This is a genomic window from Cellulosimicrobium cellulans, assembly GCF_016907755.1.
In the GTDB taxonomy this organism is placed as follows: domain Bacteria; phylum Actinomycetota; class Actinomycetes; order Actinomycetales; family Cellulomonadaceae; genus Cellulosimicrobium; species Cellulosimicrobium cellulans_D.
This window is the reverse complement of sequence record NZ_JAFBCN010000001.1, coordinates 3,928,898-3,943,822: the sequence shown is the minus strand read 5'-3', so window position 1 is coordinate 3,943,822 and position 14,925 is coordinate 3,928,898. Positions and strand designations below refer to the sequence as shown.

Genomic DNA, 14,925 nt, shown 5'->3' with positions numbered 1-14,925 from the left:
GTGGGCCGCCCGCGCGACGGTCGGCCGCACGGCCGGTCGCGCGCCACGTCGAGGTGGCGCGCGACCGGGTGCCGCGCGGTGGCGCCGGGCGTCAGCCCTTGACGGCGCCCTGCATGATGCCCGCCACGAGCTGGCGGCCGGTGAAGATGAAGATGACGATCAGCGGCAGGGTCACCAGGAAGATCCCCGCCATCACGAGCGAGTAGTCGACGAAGAAGTTCGCCTGGAGGGACCGCACCACGAGTGGCAGCGTCGGGTTGTTCTGGTTGAGCACGATCGACGGCCAGAAGAAGTTCGTCCACTGCTGGACGAACGTGAACAGACCGAGCATCGCGGCGGCGGGACGCGCCGCGGGGAGCGCGATCGACCAGAACGTGCGGAACATCGACGCACCGTCGACGCGGGCCGCCTCGATGAGCTCGTACGGCAGCGCCTCGCCGAGGTACTGCGTCATCCAGAAGACGCCGAACGCGGTGACGAGCGCCGGCACGATCACGGCCTGGAGCTTGCCGATCCAGCCGAGGTCCGACATGAGGATGTACATCGGGATGACGCCGAGCTGCGTCGGGACCGCCATCGTCGCGATGACGAACACGAGCAGCGGCCCGCGCCCGCGGAACCGGAGCTTGGCGAACGAGAAGCCCGCGAGCGTCGAGAAGAGCACGACGGACAGCGACGTGAGCACCGCGACGACCACCGAGTTCCAGGCGGCCTTCCAGAAGTTGATCGCGTCCGAGTTCATGACCTCGGCGAACCGGTCGAACAGGCTCGCGTCCGGCAGGAGCTGCGGCAGCGCGCTGCGCGAGATCTCCTCCGGCGTGGACGAGCCCAGGATCAGCGTGAAGTACAGCGGGAAGATCGAGACCAGCAGGACGACCCCGAGGATCGTGTACGTGACCCACCGCGGGCGGCGCTGGGTGCCGCCGACGTTCTTCCCGGCGCCGCGGCGTCGGGCGGCGGCGCGGGCCGCACCCGGCCCGGCGGTCTGGGCGATGACGGGGACGGAGCTCATCGCTTCCTCCGGTCGGTCGTGCTGGCGGCGGTCGGTGCGGGCGCCTGGTCCCCGGGGGCGGAGCGCTGGGCGGACATGGCACCCTCGGCGCGCAGGCGCTTCTGGGTCTCACGGCGCCGTCGGACCCACCGGGGCGGGCGCGGCTGGGCGTTGGACGTGGAGATCCGTCGGGTGACGAGGAAGTTGACGATCCCGACGATGATGATGAGGAGGAACAGCAGCCAGGCGACGGCGGCCGCGCGGCCGAAGTTCTTCTGGTTGCCCCAGGCGACGTCGTAGAGGTAGAGCACGGTGGTCATCCACTGGCGGTCGGCGCCGCCGAGGCCCTGCGCGTCGAACATGCGCGGCTCGTCGAAGATCTGCAGGCCGCCGATCGTCGACGTGATGACGACGAAGATGATCGTGGCGCGGATCTGGGGGACGGTCACGGAGAAGAACTGGCGGACGCGGCCGGCGCCGTCGATGATCGCGGCCTCGTAGAGCTCGCGCGGCACGGCCTGCATCGCGGCGAGGAAGATCAGCGCGTTGTAGCCGGTCCAGCGGAAGTTCACCATCGACGCGATGGCGACGTGGCTCGCGAGCGCGTCCGCGTGCCAGCGGATCGGCTCGATGCCGACGAAGCCCAGCAGCTCGTTGATGAGGCCGTACTGGTCGGCGAAGAGGCGACCGAAGATCATCGAGACCGCGACGGGGGCGACGACGTACGGGAGCAGGACCCCCATGCGCCAGAACGTCGCGGCGCGGAGGTTCTGGTCGAGCAGCGCGGCGATCGCGATGGCGGCGATCACCTGCGGCACGGACGACAAGACGAAGATCGAGACGGTGTTGCGCAGGGACTTCCAGAACGTCGGCTGCGCGAGGACGTCCGTGTAGTTCTGCAGGCCGACGAAGTCGCCCTGACCGCCGAGCAGGTTCCAGTCGTAGACCGACACCACGGCCGTGTACACGAGCGGGAAGAGCCCCGTGATCGCGAACAGGATGAAGAAGGGCGAGATGTAGAGGTAGGGCGAGACCTTGACGTCCCAGCGGCTCAGGCGCTGGGAGAAGCCGACGCGTCGCGGCGTGCGCGGCGTCGGCCCGCTGAGCCCCGGAGTGGGCTGGGTGGGCGAGAGGACGGCCATGTGGATTCCTGGGCTGCTGGTGACTGCTTGACGGCGGTCGGGCGGCTGCCGGGGCGGCGGCGCCCGGCGGTGGACGCGGGCGGGGCCGGGGCGGCACCGAGGTGCCGCCCCGGCCCCGTCAGGTCACAGGCCCAGGTCCTGGAAGGACTGGAGCGTCTTCTGCCACGAGGACGCGGCGTCATCGGTCTTCTCGACGTCCACGCGCTTGATGCCGTCCTGGACGGTCGTGTGGATCGAGAAGTAGTTGGCGCCCTTGAACGGTGCGCTGTCGATCGCGAGCGCACGGTTCACGAAGATCGTGCCGACCGGTGCGCCGTTGAAGAAGTCGTTCGTGAAGGACTGCACGGCGTCGGACTCCTGCGCCTCGATCTGCGACGGGAAGGTACCCGCGTTCTCGAACGCCGTCGTCTGCTGCGCCGGGTCGGTCAGCCACGCGGCGAGCTCCTTGGCCGCCTCGGCGTTCGGGCCGGAGGCCGGGACCGTGAGGAACGAGCCGCCCCAGTTGAGGCCGCCGCCGGGGAAGACGTCCGCGACGTTCCAGCCGGTCACGCCGCCCGAGCGCTCCTCGACCGGTCCGGTCATCCACGCCGGGCAGATCATCGTCGCGAAGCCGTCGTTCTGGAACGCGGCGTCCCAGTCGCCCGACCACTGCTCGAGGCCGGCCGACAGGCCGTTCGTCGTCGACTGCTCGAGGACCGTGTCGTAGATGTCGATGATCGGCTGGTTCGTGGCGAGGTCCTTGGGCGTGCCGTCGGACTCCTCGTACGCGTTGTCGATCTGGTTGACCATCGCCTGCGAGATGGACATCGCGGAGTCGTACCAGGCCGAGTCGCTCGCGCCGACGAAGGTCGCGCCCGCGGCGAAGTAGTCGTCCCAGGTCGCGTCCTCGCCGCCGAGGAGCTCCGCCACCTCGGCGGGGTCGGTCGGCAGGCCGGCGGCCTCGAAGAGGTCCTGGCGGTAGCAGATCGCGCTCGGGCCGATGTCGGTGCCGTAGCCGATGAGCTTGCCGTCCGGCGTCGTCGCCTGCTGGACCTTCCAGTCGACCCAGCGGCCGTCGAGCGCCGAGTCGGTGAGGTCGGTGAAGAGGTCGGGGAACTGCATGAGCTCGGGCAGCCAGTCGACCTCGATGGCCTCGATGTCCGCCAGGCCCTCGCCGCCGGCGGCGAGCTTGGTGGTGAGGTTGGTCCGCGCGTCCTCGGACTTGGCGGCCTTGGTCTGCTTGACGGTGACGTTCGGGTGCTCCTCGGTGTACGCGGCGAGGAGCTCGTCGGTGTAGCCGAAGTCGTTGAACGTGGCGACGGTGAGCGTGATCTTGTCTCCGTCGCCGGAGCCCGTCTCGTCGTCGTTCGAGCCGGAGCCGCTCGAGCACGCGGTCAGGGTGAGGGTGATGGCCGCGAGGCCTGCGACGGCGGCGATCGCCTTGCGGGGCCGGCGGGTCGTACGGGTGCTGCTCAGCACGGTGACTCCCTTGTCGGTGGGGCGGGGTCGTGGCAGCGCTCCCACCTCCAAGTGGTAGCGCTTCCACACAACGGGGTGATCGTGCTTTCCCTGCCGAACCCGTGTCAAGCGCCGGTTGCCTTCCGCGACGTGTGGTCGCGCTCCCACCCACGCATCACCGCAGGTCAGAGCGTTCTGATGACCTACCGGCCGGTCGGGTTCTACGGAAATCGTTACCGGTTCGAGACCGGCTCCGCAGGGCTCGTGGGCACCCGCGCGCGACCTCAGCGGGCGAGCCACTCCCGGCCCGCGGCCTCCTCCGCCGCCAGCGCGGCGCGGACGGCCTCGGCGGCGGCCTGCTCGATCGCGCCCCCGAACAGCGGCACCGAGGCCTTCACCTCGCCCGCGTAGCGCTCGACGGTGCCGTCGCCGTCGGGGGAGAGCGTGACCGTGCCGGTGAGCCGCACGGGGGCGCCGGTGATCTCGAGCGACACGGTCCCGGACCGCTCGCCCGCGCGCTCCGGCTCCCACGCCTCGGCCTGCCGGATCTCGAGCTGGCCGCCGACGAAGGACCGGACGTGCGCCGGGATCTGGTCGGTGGGCAGGGTGCGGCGCACCGTCACCGTGAACCCCTCGCCGGCGCTGCCGGTGACGTCGACCTGCTCGACGTGGGCCCCGTCGCCACCCGAGCGCGCGGCGCGCCAGCGGACGAACTCCTCGTCGGCGAGCATCGTGCCGACCACGGGGACGGCGGCGGGGTAGCGGAGCTCGACGCTCAGGTGCACGGGACCTCCTCGGGCCCTGGGCCGACCTGCCACCGGCCCGGTGGGGTCGGCCGCCGGGTCGGTCGACGGGTTCGGGCGCCCGCGCGCGCGGGCGCTGAGGGGACTCTACCGGTCCGGCCCCCTTACGCTGGGGTCCGTGTCTGCCATGAGTGACCTCATCTCCCGCCACGCCGACCTCAGCCCGGCGGACAACGAGTGGTTGCACCTGCTCGTGGGCGACTGGCAGGTGATCTCCGACCTCGCGTTCGCCGACCTCGTGCTGTGGCTCCCCACGACCGACGGCAACTTCGTCGCGGTGTCGCAGTGCCGCCCGTCGACCGGCGCGACCGTCCACTACGACGACATCGTCGGCTCGTTCGCGCCCGAGGGGCAGCGCCCCCAACTCGAGCGCGCCCTCACCGAGGTCCGCTCGCAGCGCTCGCGCGAGCCGCGCTGGTTCGGCGCGTACGCGGTCCGCGAGGAGGCCATCCCGGTCCTGCACTCCGGGCGCGCGATCGCCGTCGTGGCGCGGCAGACGAACCTCGGCAGCGGGCGCACGCCCAGCCGTCTCGAGCTCAACTACGTCGAGGCCGCGGACGACCTGATCGCGATGATCTCGCGCGGCGAGTTCCCCTTTCCCAACGCCGCGACCGGTCCGCGGCGGGGTGCCCCGCGCGTCGGCGACGGCCTCATCCGGCTGAACTCCGAGGGCGAGGTCCTCTACGCGAGCCCCAACGCGCTGAGCTGCTTCCACCGCCTCGGCGTCATCGGCCCGCTCGTCGGGCGGTCGCTCGCCGAGGTGACGGCCGACCTCATCGAGCACCAGACGCCCGTCGACGAGTCGCTCCCGCTCGTGGTCATGGGCCGGGCGCCGTGGCGCACGGAGATCGAGGCGCAGCGCGTCGCGCTCTCGCTGCGTGCGCTGCCGCTCACCGAGTCCGGCCAGCGCATCGGCGCCGTCCTGCTGTGCCGCGACGTGTCCGAGCTGCGGCGGCGCGAGCGCGAGCTCATCACCAAGGACGCGACGATCCGCGAGATCCACCACCGCGTGAAGAACAACCTCCAGACGGTCGCTGCGCTCCTGCGCCTGCAGGCCCGGCGCATGGACGTGCCCGAGGCGCGCGCCGCGCTCGAGGAGGCCATGCGCCGCGTGGCGACGATCGCCCTGGTGCACGAGAGCCTGTCGCAGACCCTCGACGAGGAGGTCGAGTTCGACGACATGGTGGGCCGGGCCCTGCGCCTCGCCGCCGACGTCGCGTCGGCGGACACGAGCGTCCGCACCGTCCGGACCGGCAGCTTCGGCCTCGTGCCCGCCGAGGACGCGACCCCGCTCGCGCTCATCCTCACCGAGCTCGTCACCAACGCCGTCGAGCACGGCCTCTCCAAGCAGGACACCGGGACCGTCGAGGTCGCGGTCGAGCGCGAGGGCTCCGCCCTGCGCATCGTGGTCGCGGACGACGGCATCGGCATGCCCGACGGCGACGTCGCCCGGGCGGGCAAGGCCGCGAAGAGCGGCCTGGGGACGCAGATCGTGCGCACGCTCGTGACGAACGAGCTCGGCGGCTCCATCGAGTGGTCGCCGCGCCCCGGCGGGGGGACGCAGGTCGTGCTCGCGCTCGTCCTGCGCGACGGCAACCGGCAGGCCTGAGCCCGCGGGTACCGGCGCGACCGCCTGGCGCGACCGCCCGGTACGACGACGGGCCGCCACCCCGGAGGGTGACGGCCCGTCGTCGACGTGCTGCTCGACGCCCGTGGCGGGCGGAGCGTATCAGCCGGCGCGGCGCGCGCGCGCGGTGCGGCGCTTGAGGGCGCGGCGCTCGTCCTCGGAGAGGCCGCCCCAGACGCCCGCGTCCTGCCCGGACTCGATGGCCCACTTGAGGCACGTGTCGACGACGTCGCAGCGACGGCACACGGCCTTCGCCTCCTCGATCTGCAGGAGCGCGGGGCCCGTGTTGCCGATCGGGAAGAAGAGCTCGGGGTCTTCGTCGAGGCAGGCTGCGCGGTGGCGCCAGTCCATGGTCGTCGTCTCCTTGGCAGAGGGGAGCCTGGTCGCGAGGTGATGACTCGTCGCGGTGATGCCCGGCAGGGGGCTGCCTGGACCAGGGCTCGAGGCGGGGGTGATTGATGCTTGAACCAGGTTCACACCTCGTGAAGCGCAGCACAAGGGGTTACGAGAAAGTTTCCGTCGCATGAATCGTGAGGCCTTCGTCACACGGGTGTGAAGCCGCAGGTCGGCGCGTACGCTGGGTGATCGTGCCTCCCCGCAAGCCCTCCGGACACCCGCCCGAGCAGCCCTCGCCGACGCCTGACCCGGCCCCCGACGGCGCGTCGCGACCCCCGGCGCTGACCGCGCTCCTCGTCGGGATCGGGCTCGAGGTCGCGGTCCTCGCCGTCGGCGCGGTCCTGCTCCTCGTCGAGCTCGTGCGCGGCGGGTCGCAGTCGTTCGGGGTGAGCGCGTTCCTCGTCGTCTTCGCGCTGGGCGTCGCGGCGGTGCTCGCCGCGAGCCTGCGCGGCCTGCTGCGCGGGCAGCGCTGGGCGCGGTCGCCCGTCGCGACGTGGCAGATCCTGCAGGGCGTCGTCGCGATCAGCTCGCTCCAGGTCGGCGTGACGCCGTGGGTCGTCGCGGCGCTCGTGCTCGCGGTCGTGGTCCTGGTCCTGCTCATGCTGCGCCCGGTCGTCGAGGCGACGACCCGCGACTCCCGAACCACCGCCTGACGCCTCGACGCCCGGTCCGTCAGGGCTGATGCCCCGACGGCTCGTCCCGGGACGTCCTGGACGGTCGAGCGTCCGCCGAGGGCAGCGCGAGCTGCACCGGGGCGAGCCGGGCGCCCTGGACGAGCACCCCGCGGCCCGGCCGCGGCCGCCCCGGCTCGGCGAGCCACTCGAGGCCGCCGCCGAACACCTCGGTGCTGCCACGCTCTCCCGGCGCGAGGACCACGCCGGTGCGCACCCCGCGCAGGTCCGCGAGCGGGCCGCGCAGCGCCGACGCGGCCCCGCCGGTCGTCGCGGAGGCGAGGAGCACGAGACCGTCCCGGCACGCCGCCGCGAGCCGCTCTCCCTCGACCACGCAGAGCTGGACGAGGACGTCCAGGTCGTCGACCACCACGACCCCGGGCGGTGCTGGCGGCCCGTCCTCCGGCACCTTCTCCTGCGGGCTCTCGCGGGCGGTCGTGCGCGTGCCGGCGGCGACGGCGTCGAGGAGCGCGCCGACGTCCGCCGGCGCGTGGCGCCGCACGACGATCGTCGGAGGACCTGCCGCGGCGGCGAGGGTCTCGTCGCGGGCGACGACCGCGGCGAGGACGCCCTCGCGCGCCAGGTGCCGAGCGAGGAGGACGAGCGCGCTCGTGCGTCCCGAGCCGGGCGGTCCGACGACGAGCGCTCCCCGCGACACGTCCAGCGTGACGGTGCCGGCGACGTCTCCGCCCCGGCCCACCGGGATCTGGAGCCTGCCGGCCCCCGCCGCGCGCGGTCCGGACGCTGCGGGGCGTGGGACGAGGGAGGCGAGCTCGGCGGGCACGACCCGCTCGGGCAACGGCAGGAGCCGGAACGCGCCGGGCCGGGCGCCTCGGTCGGGAGCGCCCGACCCGGTGCGGGCGGCCGGGTGCGTCGTCCTCCCGGGACCGGGCCCCGGTGGCGGCGCCGCCGGGAGGGCGACCTGGCACAGGACCGGCTCACCGGGTCCGAGCCACACGGCGCGCCCCGGCGGGCCTCCTCGCCCGGCGAGCGCCGCCGGCACGCCCAGCGACACGTCGTCGTGACGGTCGCGCGACACCAAGACCGCACGCACCCCGACCAGCGACGACAGCCCCGCGACCGTCGGACCGCCGCACCCCACGGCGACGGCGACGGGGCCGGCGAGCACGTCCGTGAGCGCGTCTGCACCGGCCCCGCCCGCCAGTCCCGCGAGCACCGACCGGACGGCGTCGACGTCGTCCACGAGCAGGAGCGCCCCGTCGACGGCGTCGGTCCCCGGGGGCCGCTCCTGCCCGTCGTCGTGACCGGCCAGCAGCCGGAGGAGGCGGACGAGGCGGCGCGGGTCGTCGCGGTCGACGACGGTCCCCGTCCCGGGGTGGGCCGCGAGGTCGGCGAGCCCCGACCCGACGGCGTGGACCGTCCACCCGCGGTCGACGGCCGCCCACCCCAGAGCACGCAGGGCCGTCGTGCGGCCTGAGCGTGCGCGTCCCAGCACCGCGAGGTGCCCGTCGCGCGGGTCCCAGCGGACGACCGTCCGGCGCTGGAGGTCGGGGAGGTCGCCGAGCGCGACGGGCAGCGTCGCGACCGCGCTGCGTGCCGCGCCCTCCGCGAGGCCGAACCGGCCGTCGCCGGACCGCACCGGGTCGTCCGACGGCTCCTCCGGGAGGTCGCCGGTCCGGACCTCGCCGTCGTGCGCGACGTCGGCGAGGTCGTCCGGACCGACATGGTCGGGCAGGGCGGGCAGCCACGGCGGCGGCGGCGGGCGCAGACCGGCGCGCTCGGCGACCTCGCGGAGCGCGGCCACGATCCGGGGAAGCTCGTCGTCCGCGGGCCGGGGTGCTCCCGCGCCGGCTGCGTCGCCGTCGTCGTGCGCAGGAAGGGCGTCGCGGGCGCGCCCGCGTGCGACGCCCCACGGGGGAGCGGCGCGCGCACCCGACGCCGGGACGGGCGTCGGCGCCCCGGCACGGGCGCACTGCACCGCGAGCGGAGGTTCGGCACCCCGGCGCAGGACGAGCCGGCCCGGCGCCGAGGCCGGGACGAGCGCCGCGAGCGGTGACTCGACGACGTCGCGCGAGTCGGCGACGTCGACCACCCGCAGGGCGAGACGCAGGGTGATGTTGGCCCGCACGTCGGTGCTCACCGCCCCGGCGGGCCGCTGCGTCGCCAGGACGAGGTGCACGCCGAGCGAGCGGCCCTGGGCGGCGACGCGCAGCAGCCCGGGCAGCAGGTCGGGCAGGTCGTCGGCGAGCGCCCGGAACTCGTCCACCACGACGACGAGCCGTGGCAGGCGCCCGCGAGGCAGCTCGTCGATGCTCGTCGCCCCCGCCGCGGCGAGCACGTGCTCGCGCCGGCGCAGCTCGGACCGCAGCCCGGCGAGCGCGCGGCCGGCGAGTCCCGGGTCGAGGTCGGTCACCGTGCCCACGACGTGCGGCAGGCGCCCGCAGGCCCCGAAGCTCGCGCCGCCCTTGAAGTCGACGAGCGCGAACGACAGCTCCTCCGGCGAGCGCCCGAGCGCGAGCCCCGCGACGAGGGTCTGCAGGAGCTCCGACTTGCCCGCGCCCGTGGTCCCGGCGACGAGCACGTGCGGGCCGTCGCGGACGAGGTCCACGGCCACCGTCGCGCCTCCGGAGCCGACGCCGAGCACGGCCCGCAGGCCGGACCCGTCGCGGCGCGCCGCGTCCTGCCAGCGGGCGTCGACCCACGCGGTGAGGTCGCGCGGGACCGTCGGCAGGCCGAGGAGCTGGCCGAGCGCGACGTCCGCCGGCAGCCCGGGGGAGGTCGGGTCGCCGGGGTCGCGCCCGGCCGGGTCGGTACCGTCGATCCGGCCGAGGTGCTCCGCCGCGGCGATCCGACGCGCGAGCGCGACGGCCCAGTCCTGGCCCGCTCCGACGTGCTCGCGCACGGCGCGCGCTCCGTCCGGGCCGGTGACCACGGCGGTCGGCCCGGTCACGTCCACGACCGTCCTGCACCACGCCGGGACGCGGGCCGCGTCGTCGAGCACGAGCAGCAGGTCGGTCCCCGCGGGCCCGAGCCGCTCCCAGGCCCGCGCCGGCTCGCCCGCGGGCAGGGCGCCGTCGACGACCAGGACGGTCGCCGCGCCGGTCGGGGGTCGCACGGTCTCCAACGAGTCGACGGTGCTCGCGCGCGAGAGCCAGCCGCACCAGGCCCAGTCGGACGCGGCGTGCGGCGGGTGCCGGACGACCGGCACGGAGCCCGTCGACAGGAGCTCCCCGAGGACGGCGCGTGCGGCGGCGAGCGCAGCGGCGCGCGGACCGACGACGGCGACGCACCCGTCAGGGAGCCGCACCCGCGGGACCGGGGTGGCCGCGGCGGTGCCGGGTCCGACGCCGAGACCGGGCGGAGCCGTGCCGGGGAGCGCCGTGGCCGGTGCGAGCCGGGCGACAGCCGCCCAGGTGAGCGCGTCGGCGGGCCGCGGCCGTAGCGGGTCGACGGGCGTCGTCGCGGGGGAGCCGTCGGTGCCGGGAGGCGACGCACCGTCCCGGTCGGGCACGTCGCGCCGCCCGGTCCGGCGCGCGGCGCGGCGTCGCCGGGCCTCGACGAGCGCGGGGACGAGGAGCGCCAGCGGCCCGGCGAGCGCGAGCAGCGCGTAGAGCGGCTGGCGGAAGGTCACGGCGAGGGCGAGCGAGGCGACCGCGGGGGCGGCCGCGGTCGCGAGGAGGCCGGTGCTCGGCCGGCCCGGTGCCGCGTCGACGGACGAGGGGTCGGCGGGGCCGGTGCGAGGCCCGTGCACCAGGACGGGGCGAGGTCGCAGGGCGTAGACGCCCTGCGGGGTGACGAGGGCGTCGCCCGCGCGCCAGCGGACCGCGCGCCACGACGCGACCCGGCGACCTGCTCGGGCGGGCCGCGCGACGAGGACCGCCGCGTCGTCGGGCACGCGCCGGGAGCCACGCGGTGCGCGGACCCGGACCCGCACGCCACGGCGGGAGACGCGCCGGCGGAGGTCGAGCCCGTCGACCCGGGTGCGGCCCGCGCCGTCCGGGACGGCGACGAGCCGGCCCGCGTCCCCGCCGGCGAGGACCGCGACGTGGAGCGGCGCGGCGAGCACGTCGTCCGTTCGGGCCGCCGCCCCGGCGACGGCCCTCCGACCGCGGGACACGACTGCGACCGTCGCTCCGGGGAGCAGGGGGCGGGTCCCGCAGCGCTGGTCGTCGTCGACCGGGACGCCGTCCACGAGCAGGGCGGCGGTGCGCAGCTCCGGGCGGCACACGAGGTCGGCGAGGCCGGCGCGCACGTCGCCGAGGCGCGCCCCGGGAGGGAGCAGGACGTCCGTGCCCGGGTGCACCGTGACCCGCAGCCACGACTCGTCTGCCGGCGCGGCTGGGGCGGGGCCGGTGACGGGGGACGGCGGGGCGGGGGCGGCTGGCACGCGCCGATGGTGCCCGACGGCGCGGCCTCCCCGCCGGGGAACGAGCGCGCCCCTGTGGACGGAGGTCCGTCCACAGGGGCGCGCGTCGACCGTCTGGCCCGGCGAGCCGCGGCTCAGTCCACGGCGAGCGCCGCGACGGGCGACGTGCGGGCGGCCGTCCGGCCGGGCACGACGGACGCCACGAGCCCCGCCACGAGCGCGACGACGAGCACGAGCGCGACGTCCCGCCACGGCACCGCGAGCGACACGTCGCCCATGACGCTCAGCGCCGTCGCCGCACCCGCCCAGCCGTACAGGACGCCCAGCACGATGCCGAGGACCGCGCCCACGCCCGCGATGAGCATGCCCTCGAGCGCGAGCATCCACCGCAGCTGGGCGCGGCTGAGGCCGATCGCGCGGAGCGTCGCCGACTCGCGTCGCCGCTCGATGACCGAGAGCGACAGCGTGTTCGCCACGCCGATGAGCGCGATGACGACGGCGACGGCGAGCAGGCCCACGATGACCCCGAGGATCGTGTCGATGACGCTCTGCATGGCCGCACGCTCGACGGCGATGCCGGCCACCTCGACGGGCGTGTCCGACTCGACGATCGCGTCCTGGATCGCCGGCACGACCTGCGTCGCGTCGCCGGCGTCGTCGAGCCCGACCCACAGCCGGGACACGAGGGCGTCCGGGGCCAGGGTCCTCGCGTCGTCCGCGTCGAGGAGCCAGCCGTCCCCGATGGCCCCGACGTGGGCCGTCACGTCGAGGGTCGCCCCGTCCGGCCCGGTGAGCTCCAGCGTGTCACCCTCGGTGACGTCCCAGGCCTTCGCGTCGCCCTCGGGGACCATGACCGTGCCCGGGGCGAACGCCGCGAGCACGTCGGGCGAGCGCACGACGGCGCGCGCCTGGTCCGGGTCCACCCCGTGCATCGTGATCTCGGCGCCGTCGAGCAGCGTGACCGTCGCCGCGGAGAGCTCGACGACGCGCGAGACGCCCTCGGTCCCCGAGACGGCGCGCACCACGTCGCTCGGCACCGCGTCCTCGGTCGACCCGTAGGCGTCGGTCGCGACGAGGACGTCGACCGGGTACTGGTCGTCGAGCGCCGCGTCGAGCGACGTGCGGGCGCTCGCGGCGCCGGTCGACATCATCGCGACGAGCGTGACGCCGATGAGCAGCGCGGTGCTGGTCGCCGTGGTGCGGCGCGGGTTGCGCAGGGTGTTCGCGGTGGCGAGCCGCGCCGTCGACCCGGTGCCGGCGAGCAGCCGACCGACGAACGACACGACGCCCGGCAGCCAGTACACGGCGCCGACGAGGACGCCGACGAACGACAGGGCGCCGCCCGCGACCCCCGCGAGGAGACCGATCTCGGGGCTGCCGGAGCTGCCGAGCCAGATGCCGCCGCCGAGGACGGCGAGCCCTCCGAGGGTGAGCAGGGTCGCGATCACGAGGCGCACGCGGCCCCCGCCGCGCGTGAGGCTCGGCGCGTCGGCAGGGCGCAGCGCCTCGAGCGGCGCGACGCGCGTGGCGGCGCGCGCGGGGGCGAACGACGCGACGACCGTGACGAGCGTGCCGACGAGCAGCGGGACGAGCACGACCGCGGGCGTCACGGTGATGGTCGCCGGGATCGGCACGCCCAGGTCCGCCCCGCGGGCCACGAGGAGCGCGACCTGCGTGAGCAGGCAGCCGAGCAGGATGCCGCCCACGGAGGACAGGACGCCGAGGATCGTCGCCTCGGACAGGACCGACCGGGCGAGCTGCGACCGGTTCGCGCCGACGGCGCGCAGGAGGGCCAGGGTGCGCGTGCGCTGCGCGACGAGCACCTGGAACGTGTTCGCGATGACGAGCGCCGCGACGAGCAGGGCCACGGCCGCGAAGCCGAGGATCACGTACGTGAAGACGTCCTGGCCGCCGGTCATCTTCTGGGCCTGCGCCTGGGCGTGCTCGGCGGGGGTGACGGCCTCGGCCTCGTCCGGCGACGCGGCGACGAGGTCGGCGCGCGCCGTCTCGAGGTCGGTGCCCGGCGCGAGGCCGACCATCGCCGCGGAGTACAGGCGCTCCGCGTCGTCGGGGCTCGCCTGCGCGGCCTCCCACGCGGCCACGTCCTCCGCCGTCACGACGACGGCCCCGCCCATCTGGGCGTACGCGCCGTAGGGGTCGTCGGTCGTCCCGACGACGGTCAGCTCGTCGCGGACCTCCTCGTACGCGCCGCCGTCGGGCGCGGACGCGTCCCACACGTTGCGCGAGCTCGCGACGGTGTCGCCGATGCCGACGCCCAGGCGCTCGGCCACGGCGGTCGGCAGCGAGACCTGTCCGGACGCCGTCGGCATCGACCCCTCCACGACCTCGAGCGCCTCGAAGCGCGGGTCGGAGGGTGCGGGGACGCCGAGCTGGAACACGCGCTTCGCGCCGTGCGACAGGTCGAGGTAGGTGAACTGGACCGCGTCCACCGCGTCGACGCCGGCGACGGAGCGCAGGGCGTCGACGTCGGACGCCGTGAGGTCGCTCGGCGCGGAGACGACGAGGTCCGCGTCCGCGAACTGCGCGGCGATCGAGTCGTTCGTGGTCTGGGTGATGACGTTGCCCGCGATCAGGGTCGCCGTGACGAACGCCGTCCCGATGACGATCGCGACGCCGGCCGCGACGAGGCGGCCGATGCTGCGGCGCATCTGCGCCAGGGTGAGGCGGAGCATCAGGCGCGCACCGCCTGCGACGCGGTCGGGGCGGAGCCGTCGGCACCCGGAGCCTCGAGCGTGCGCAGCGCGTCGAGCCCGGCCAGCACCGACTCGGGCGTCGGGTCGGTGATGTCGCCCGCGATGCGCCCGTCGGCGATGAGCACGACGCGGTCCGCGTACGCGGCGGCCGTCGGGTCGTGCGTGACCATGATGATCGTGCGCCCGAGCTCACGGACCGACCGGCGCAGGAAGCTCAGCACCTCCGCGCCCGAGCGCGAGTCGAGGTTGCCCGTCGGCTCGTCGGCGAACACGACCTCCGGCCCGGCGATGAGGGCGCGCGCGATGGCGACGCGCTGCTGCTGCCCGCCGGAGAGCTCGCTCGGGCGGTGGCTCAGGCGGGCCTCGAGGCCGAGCGTGCGCACGAGCGTGTCGAACCACTCGCGGTCGACCTTGCCGTTCGCGAGCTCGACGGGCAGCGTGATGTTCTGCTCCGCCGTGAACATGGGCAGCAGGTTGAACGACTGGAACACGAAGCCCACCCGGTCGCGGCGCAGCTGCGTGAGCGCGTTGTCGTTCAGGCCGGTGACCTCGGTGTCGCCGATGAAGGTGTGGCCGCTCGTCGCGGTGTCGAGCCCCGCGAGCAGGTGCATGAGCGTCGACTTGCCCGAGCCCGACGGGCCCATGATGGCCGTGAAGTGGCCGCGCTCGAAGTCCACGTCCACGCCGTCGAGCGCGTGCACCGCCGCCTCGCCCGTGCCGTAGGTCTTGCGCAGCGAGCGGGCCCGGACCGCGGGCGGGCCGGCGGGGGCGGGGTCGGTGGGGCGGTACACGGTCGTGTCCACGGCATCTCCAGGGT

Annotated in this window: 10 protein-coding genes; 2 read left to right on the top strand and 8 right to left on the bottom strand. The window is 75.2% G+C overall.

All coding sequences use genetic code 11. The features are described from left to right. Nucleotides 1-91: 91 nt before the first annotated feature. The 4 genes from JOE63_RS17075 to JOE63_RS17060 all read right to left on the bottom strand — a co-directional run bounded on the left by JOE63_RS17075 (nucleotide 92) and on the right by JOE63_RS17060 (nucleotide 4,355). A complete protein-coding gene (locus JOE63_RS17075; protein ID WP_154798131.1) occupies nucleotides 92-1,012 on the bottom strand; it encodes a carbohydrate ABC transporter permease in 921 nt (306 codons plus the stop codon). Next, the gene (locus JOE63_RS17070) at nucleotides 1,009-2,133 is read right to left on the bottom strand and encodes a carbohydrate ABC transporter permease (protein WP_204542732.1); all 1,125 of its coding nucleotides are present in this window, start codon (nucleotides 2,131-2,133) and stop codon (nucleotides 1,009-1,011) included. Before JOE63_RS17070 ends, JOE63_RS17075 begins: the two co-directional genes overlap by 4 nt. 123 nt (nucleotides 2,134-2,256) lie before the next feature. Then, nucleotides 2,257-3,591, bottom strand: a complete 1,335-nt coding sequence (locus tag JOE63_RS17065) for an ABC transporter substrate-binding protein (protein WP_087469619.1) — start codon at nucleotides 3,589-3,591, stop codon at nucleotides 2,257-2,259. Between the two features lie 263 nt (nucleotides 3,592-3,854). After that, the gene (locus tag JOE63_RS17060) at nucleotides 3,855-4,355 is read right to left on the bottom strand and encodes a DUF2505 domain-containing protein (protein ID WP_204542731.1); all 501 of its coding nucleotides are present in this window, start codon (nucleotides 4,353-4,355) and stop codon (nucleotides 3,855-3,857) included. A 145-nt stretch (nucleotides 4,356-4,500) separates the two neighbouring features. Here JOE63_RS17060 and JOE63_RS17055 point away from each other — a divergent pair, with 145 nt between their 5' ends. Beyond that, entirely contained in the window at nucleotides 4,501-5,982 is a 1,482-nt protein-coding gene (locus JOE63_RS17055) for a sensor histidine kinase (RefSeq protein WP_087472486.1), read from the top strand. A gap of 120 nt (nucleotides 5,983-6,102) precedes the next feature. Here JOE63_RS17055 and JOE63_RS17050 read toward each other — a convergent pair whose 3' ends face one another. Continuing rightward, complete coding sequence (locus JOE63_RS17050; protein WP_021481972.1) at nucleotides 6,103-6,351, bottom strand: WhiB family transcriptional regulator; 249 nt, start codon at nucleotides 6,349-6,351, stop codon at nucleotides 6,103-6,105. Between the two features lie 236 nt (nucleotides 6,352-6,587). Between JOE63_RS17050 and JOE63_RS17045 the strand changes: the two genes are divergently transcribed. Next, entirely contained in the window at nucleotides 6,588-7,049 is a 462-nt protein-coding gene (locus tag JOE63_RS17045) for a hypothetical protein (protein WP_157759451.1), read from the top strand. A gap of 19 nt (nucleotides 7,050-7,068) precedes the next feature. Here JOE63_RS17045 and JOE63_RS17040 read toward each other — a convergent pair whose 3' ends face one another. The 3 genes from JOE63_RS17040 to JOE63_RS17030 form a co-directional block, all read right to left on the bottom strand. Then, a complete protein-coding gene (locus tag JOE63_RS17040; RefSeq protein WP_204542730.1) occupies nucleotides 7,069-11,415 on the bottom strand; it encodes an FtsK/SpoIIIE domain-containing protein in 4,347 nt (1,448 codons plus the stop codon). Between the two features lie 113 nt (nucleotides 11,416-11,528). Further along, nucleotides 11,529-14,063 carry an ABC transporter permease gene (locus JOE63_RS17035; protein WP_239576740.1) on the bottom strand — a complete coding sequence of 845 codons (2,535 nt, stop codon included), beginning with the start codon at nucleotides 14,061-14,063 and terminating at the stop codon, nucleotides 11,529-11,531. A 23-nt stretch (nucleotides 14,064-14,086) separates the two neighbouring features. Next, nucleotides 14,087-14,911: an ABC transporter ATP-binding protein gene (locus JOE63_RS17030; protein WP_204542729.1), complete on the bottom strand. Its 825-nt coding sequence runs from the start codon at nucleotides 14,909-14,911 to the stop codon at nucleotides 14,087-14,089. Nucleotides 14,912-14,925 lie beyond the last annotated feature (14 nt).

What these genes read in the sequence shown, in the direction of transcription:
- JOE63_RS17075 (WP_154798131.1), bottom strand. Translation starts at nt 1,012, where the DNA reads ATGAGCTCCGTCCCCGTCATCGCCCAGACCGCCGGGCCGGGTGCGGCC.
- JOE63_RS17070 (WP_204542732.1), bottom strand. Translation starts at nt 2,133, where the DNA reads ATGGCCGTCCTCTCGCCCACCCAGCCCACTCCGGGGCTCAGCGGGCCG.
- JOE63_RS17055 (WP_087472486.1), top strand. Translation starts at nt 4,501, where the DNA reads ATGAGTGACCTCATCTCCCGCCACGCCGACCTCAGCCCGGCGGACAAC.
- JOE63_RS17050 (WP_021481972.1), bottom strand. Translation starts at nt 6,351, where the DNA reads ATGGACTGGCGCCACCGCGCAGCCTGCCTCGACGAAGACCCCGAGCTC.
- JOE63_RS17035 (WP_239576740.1), bottom strand. Translation starts at nt 14,063, where the DNA reads ATGCGCCGCAGCATCGGCCGCCTCGTCGCGGCCGGCGTCGCGATCGTC.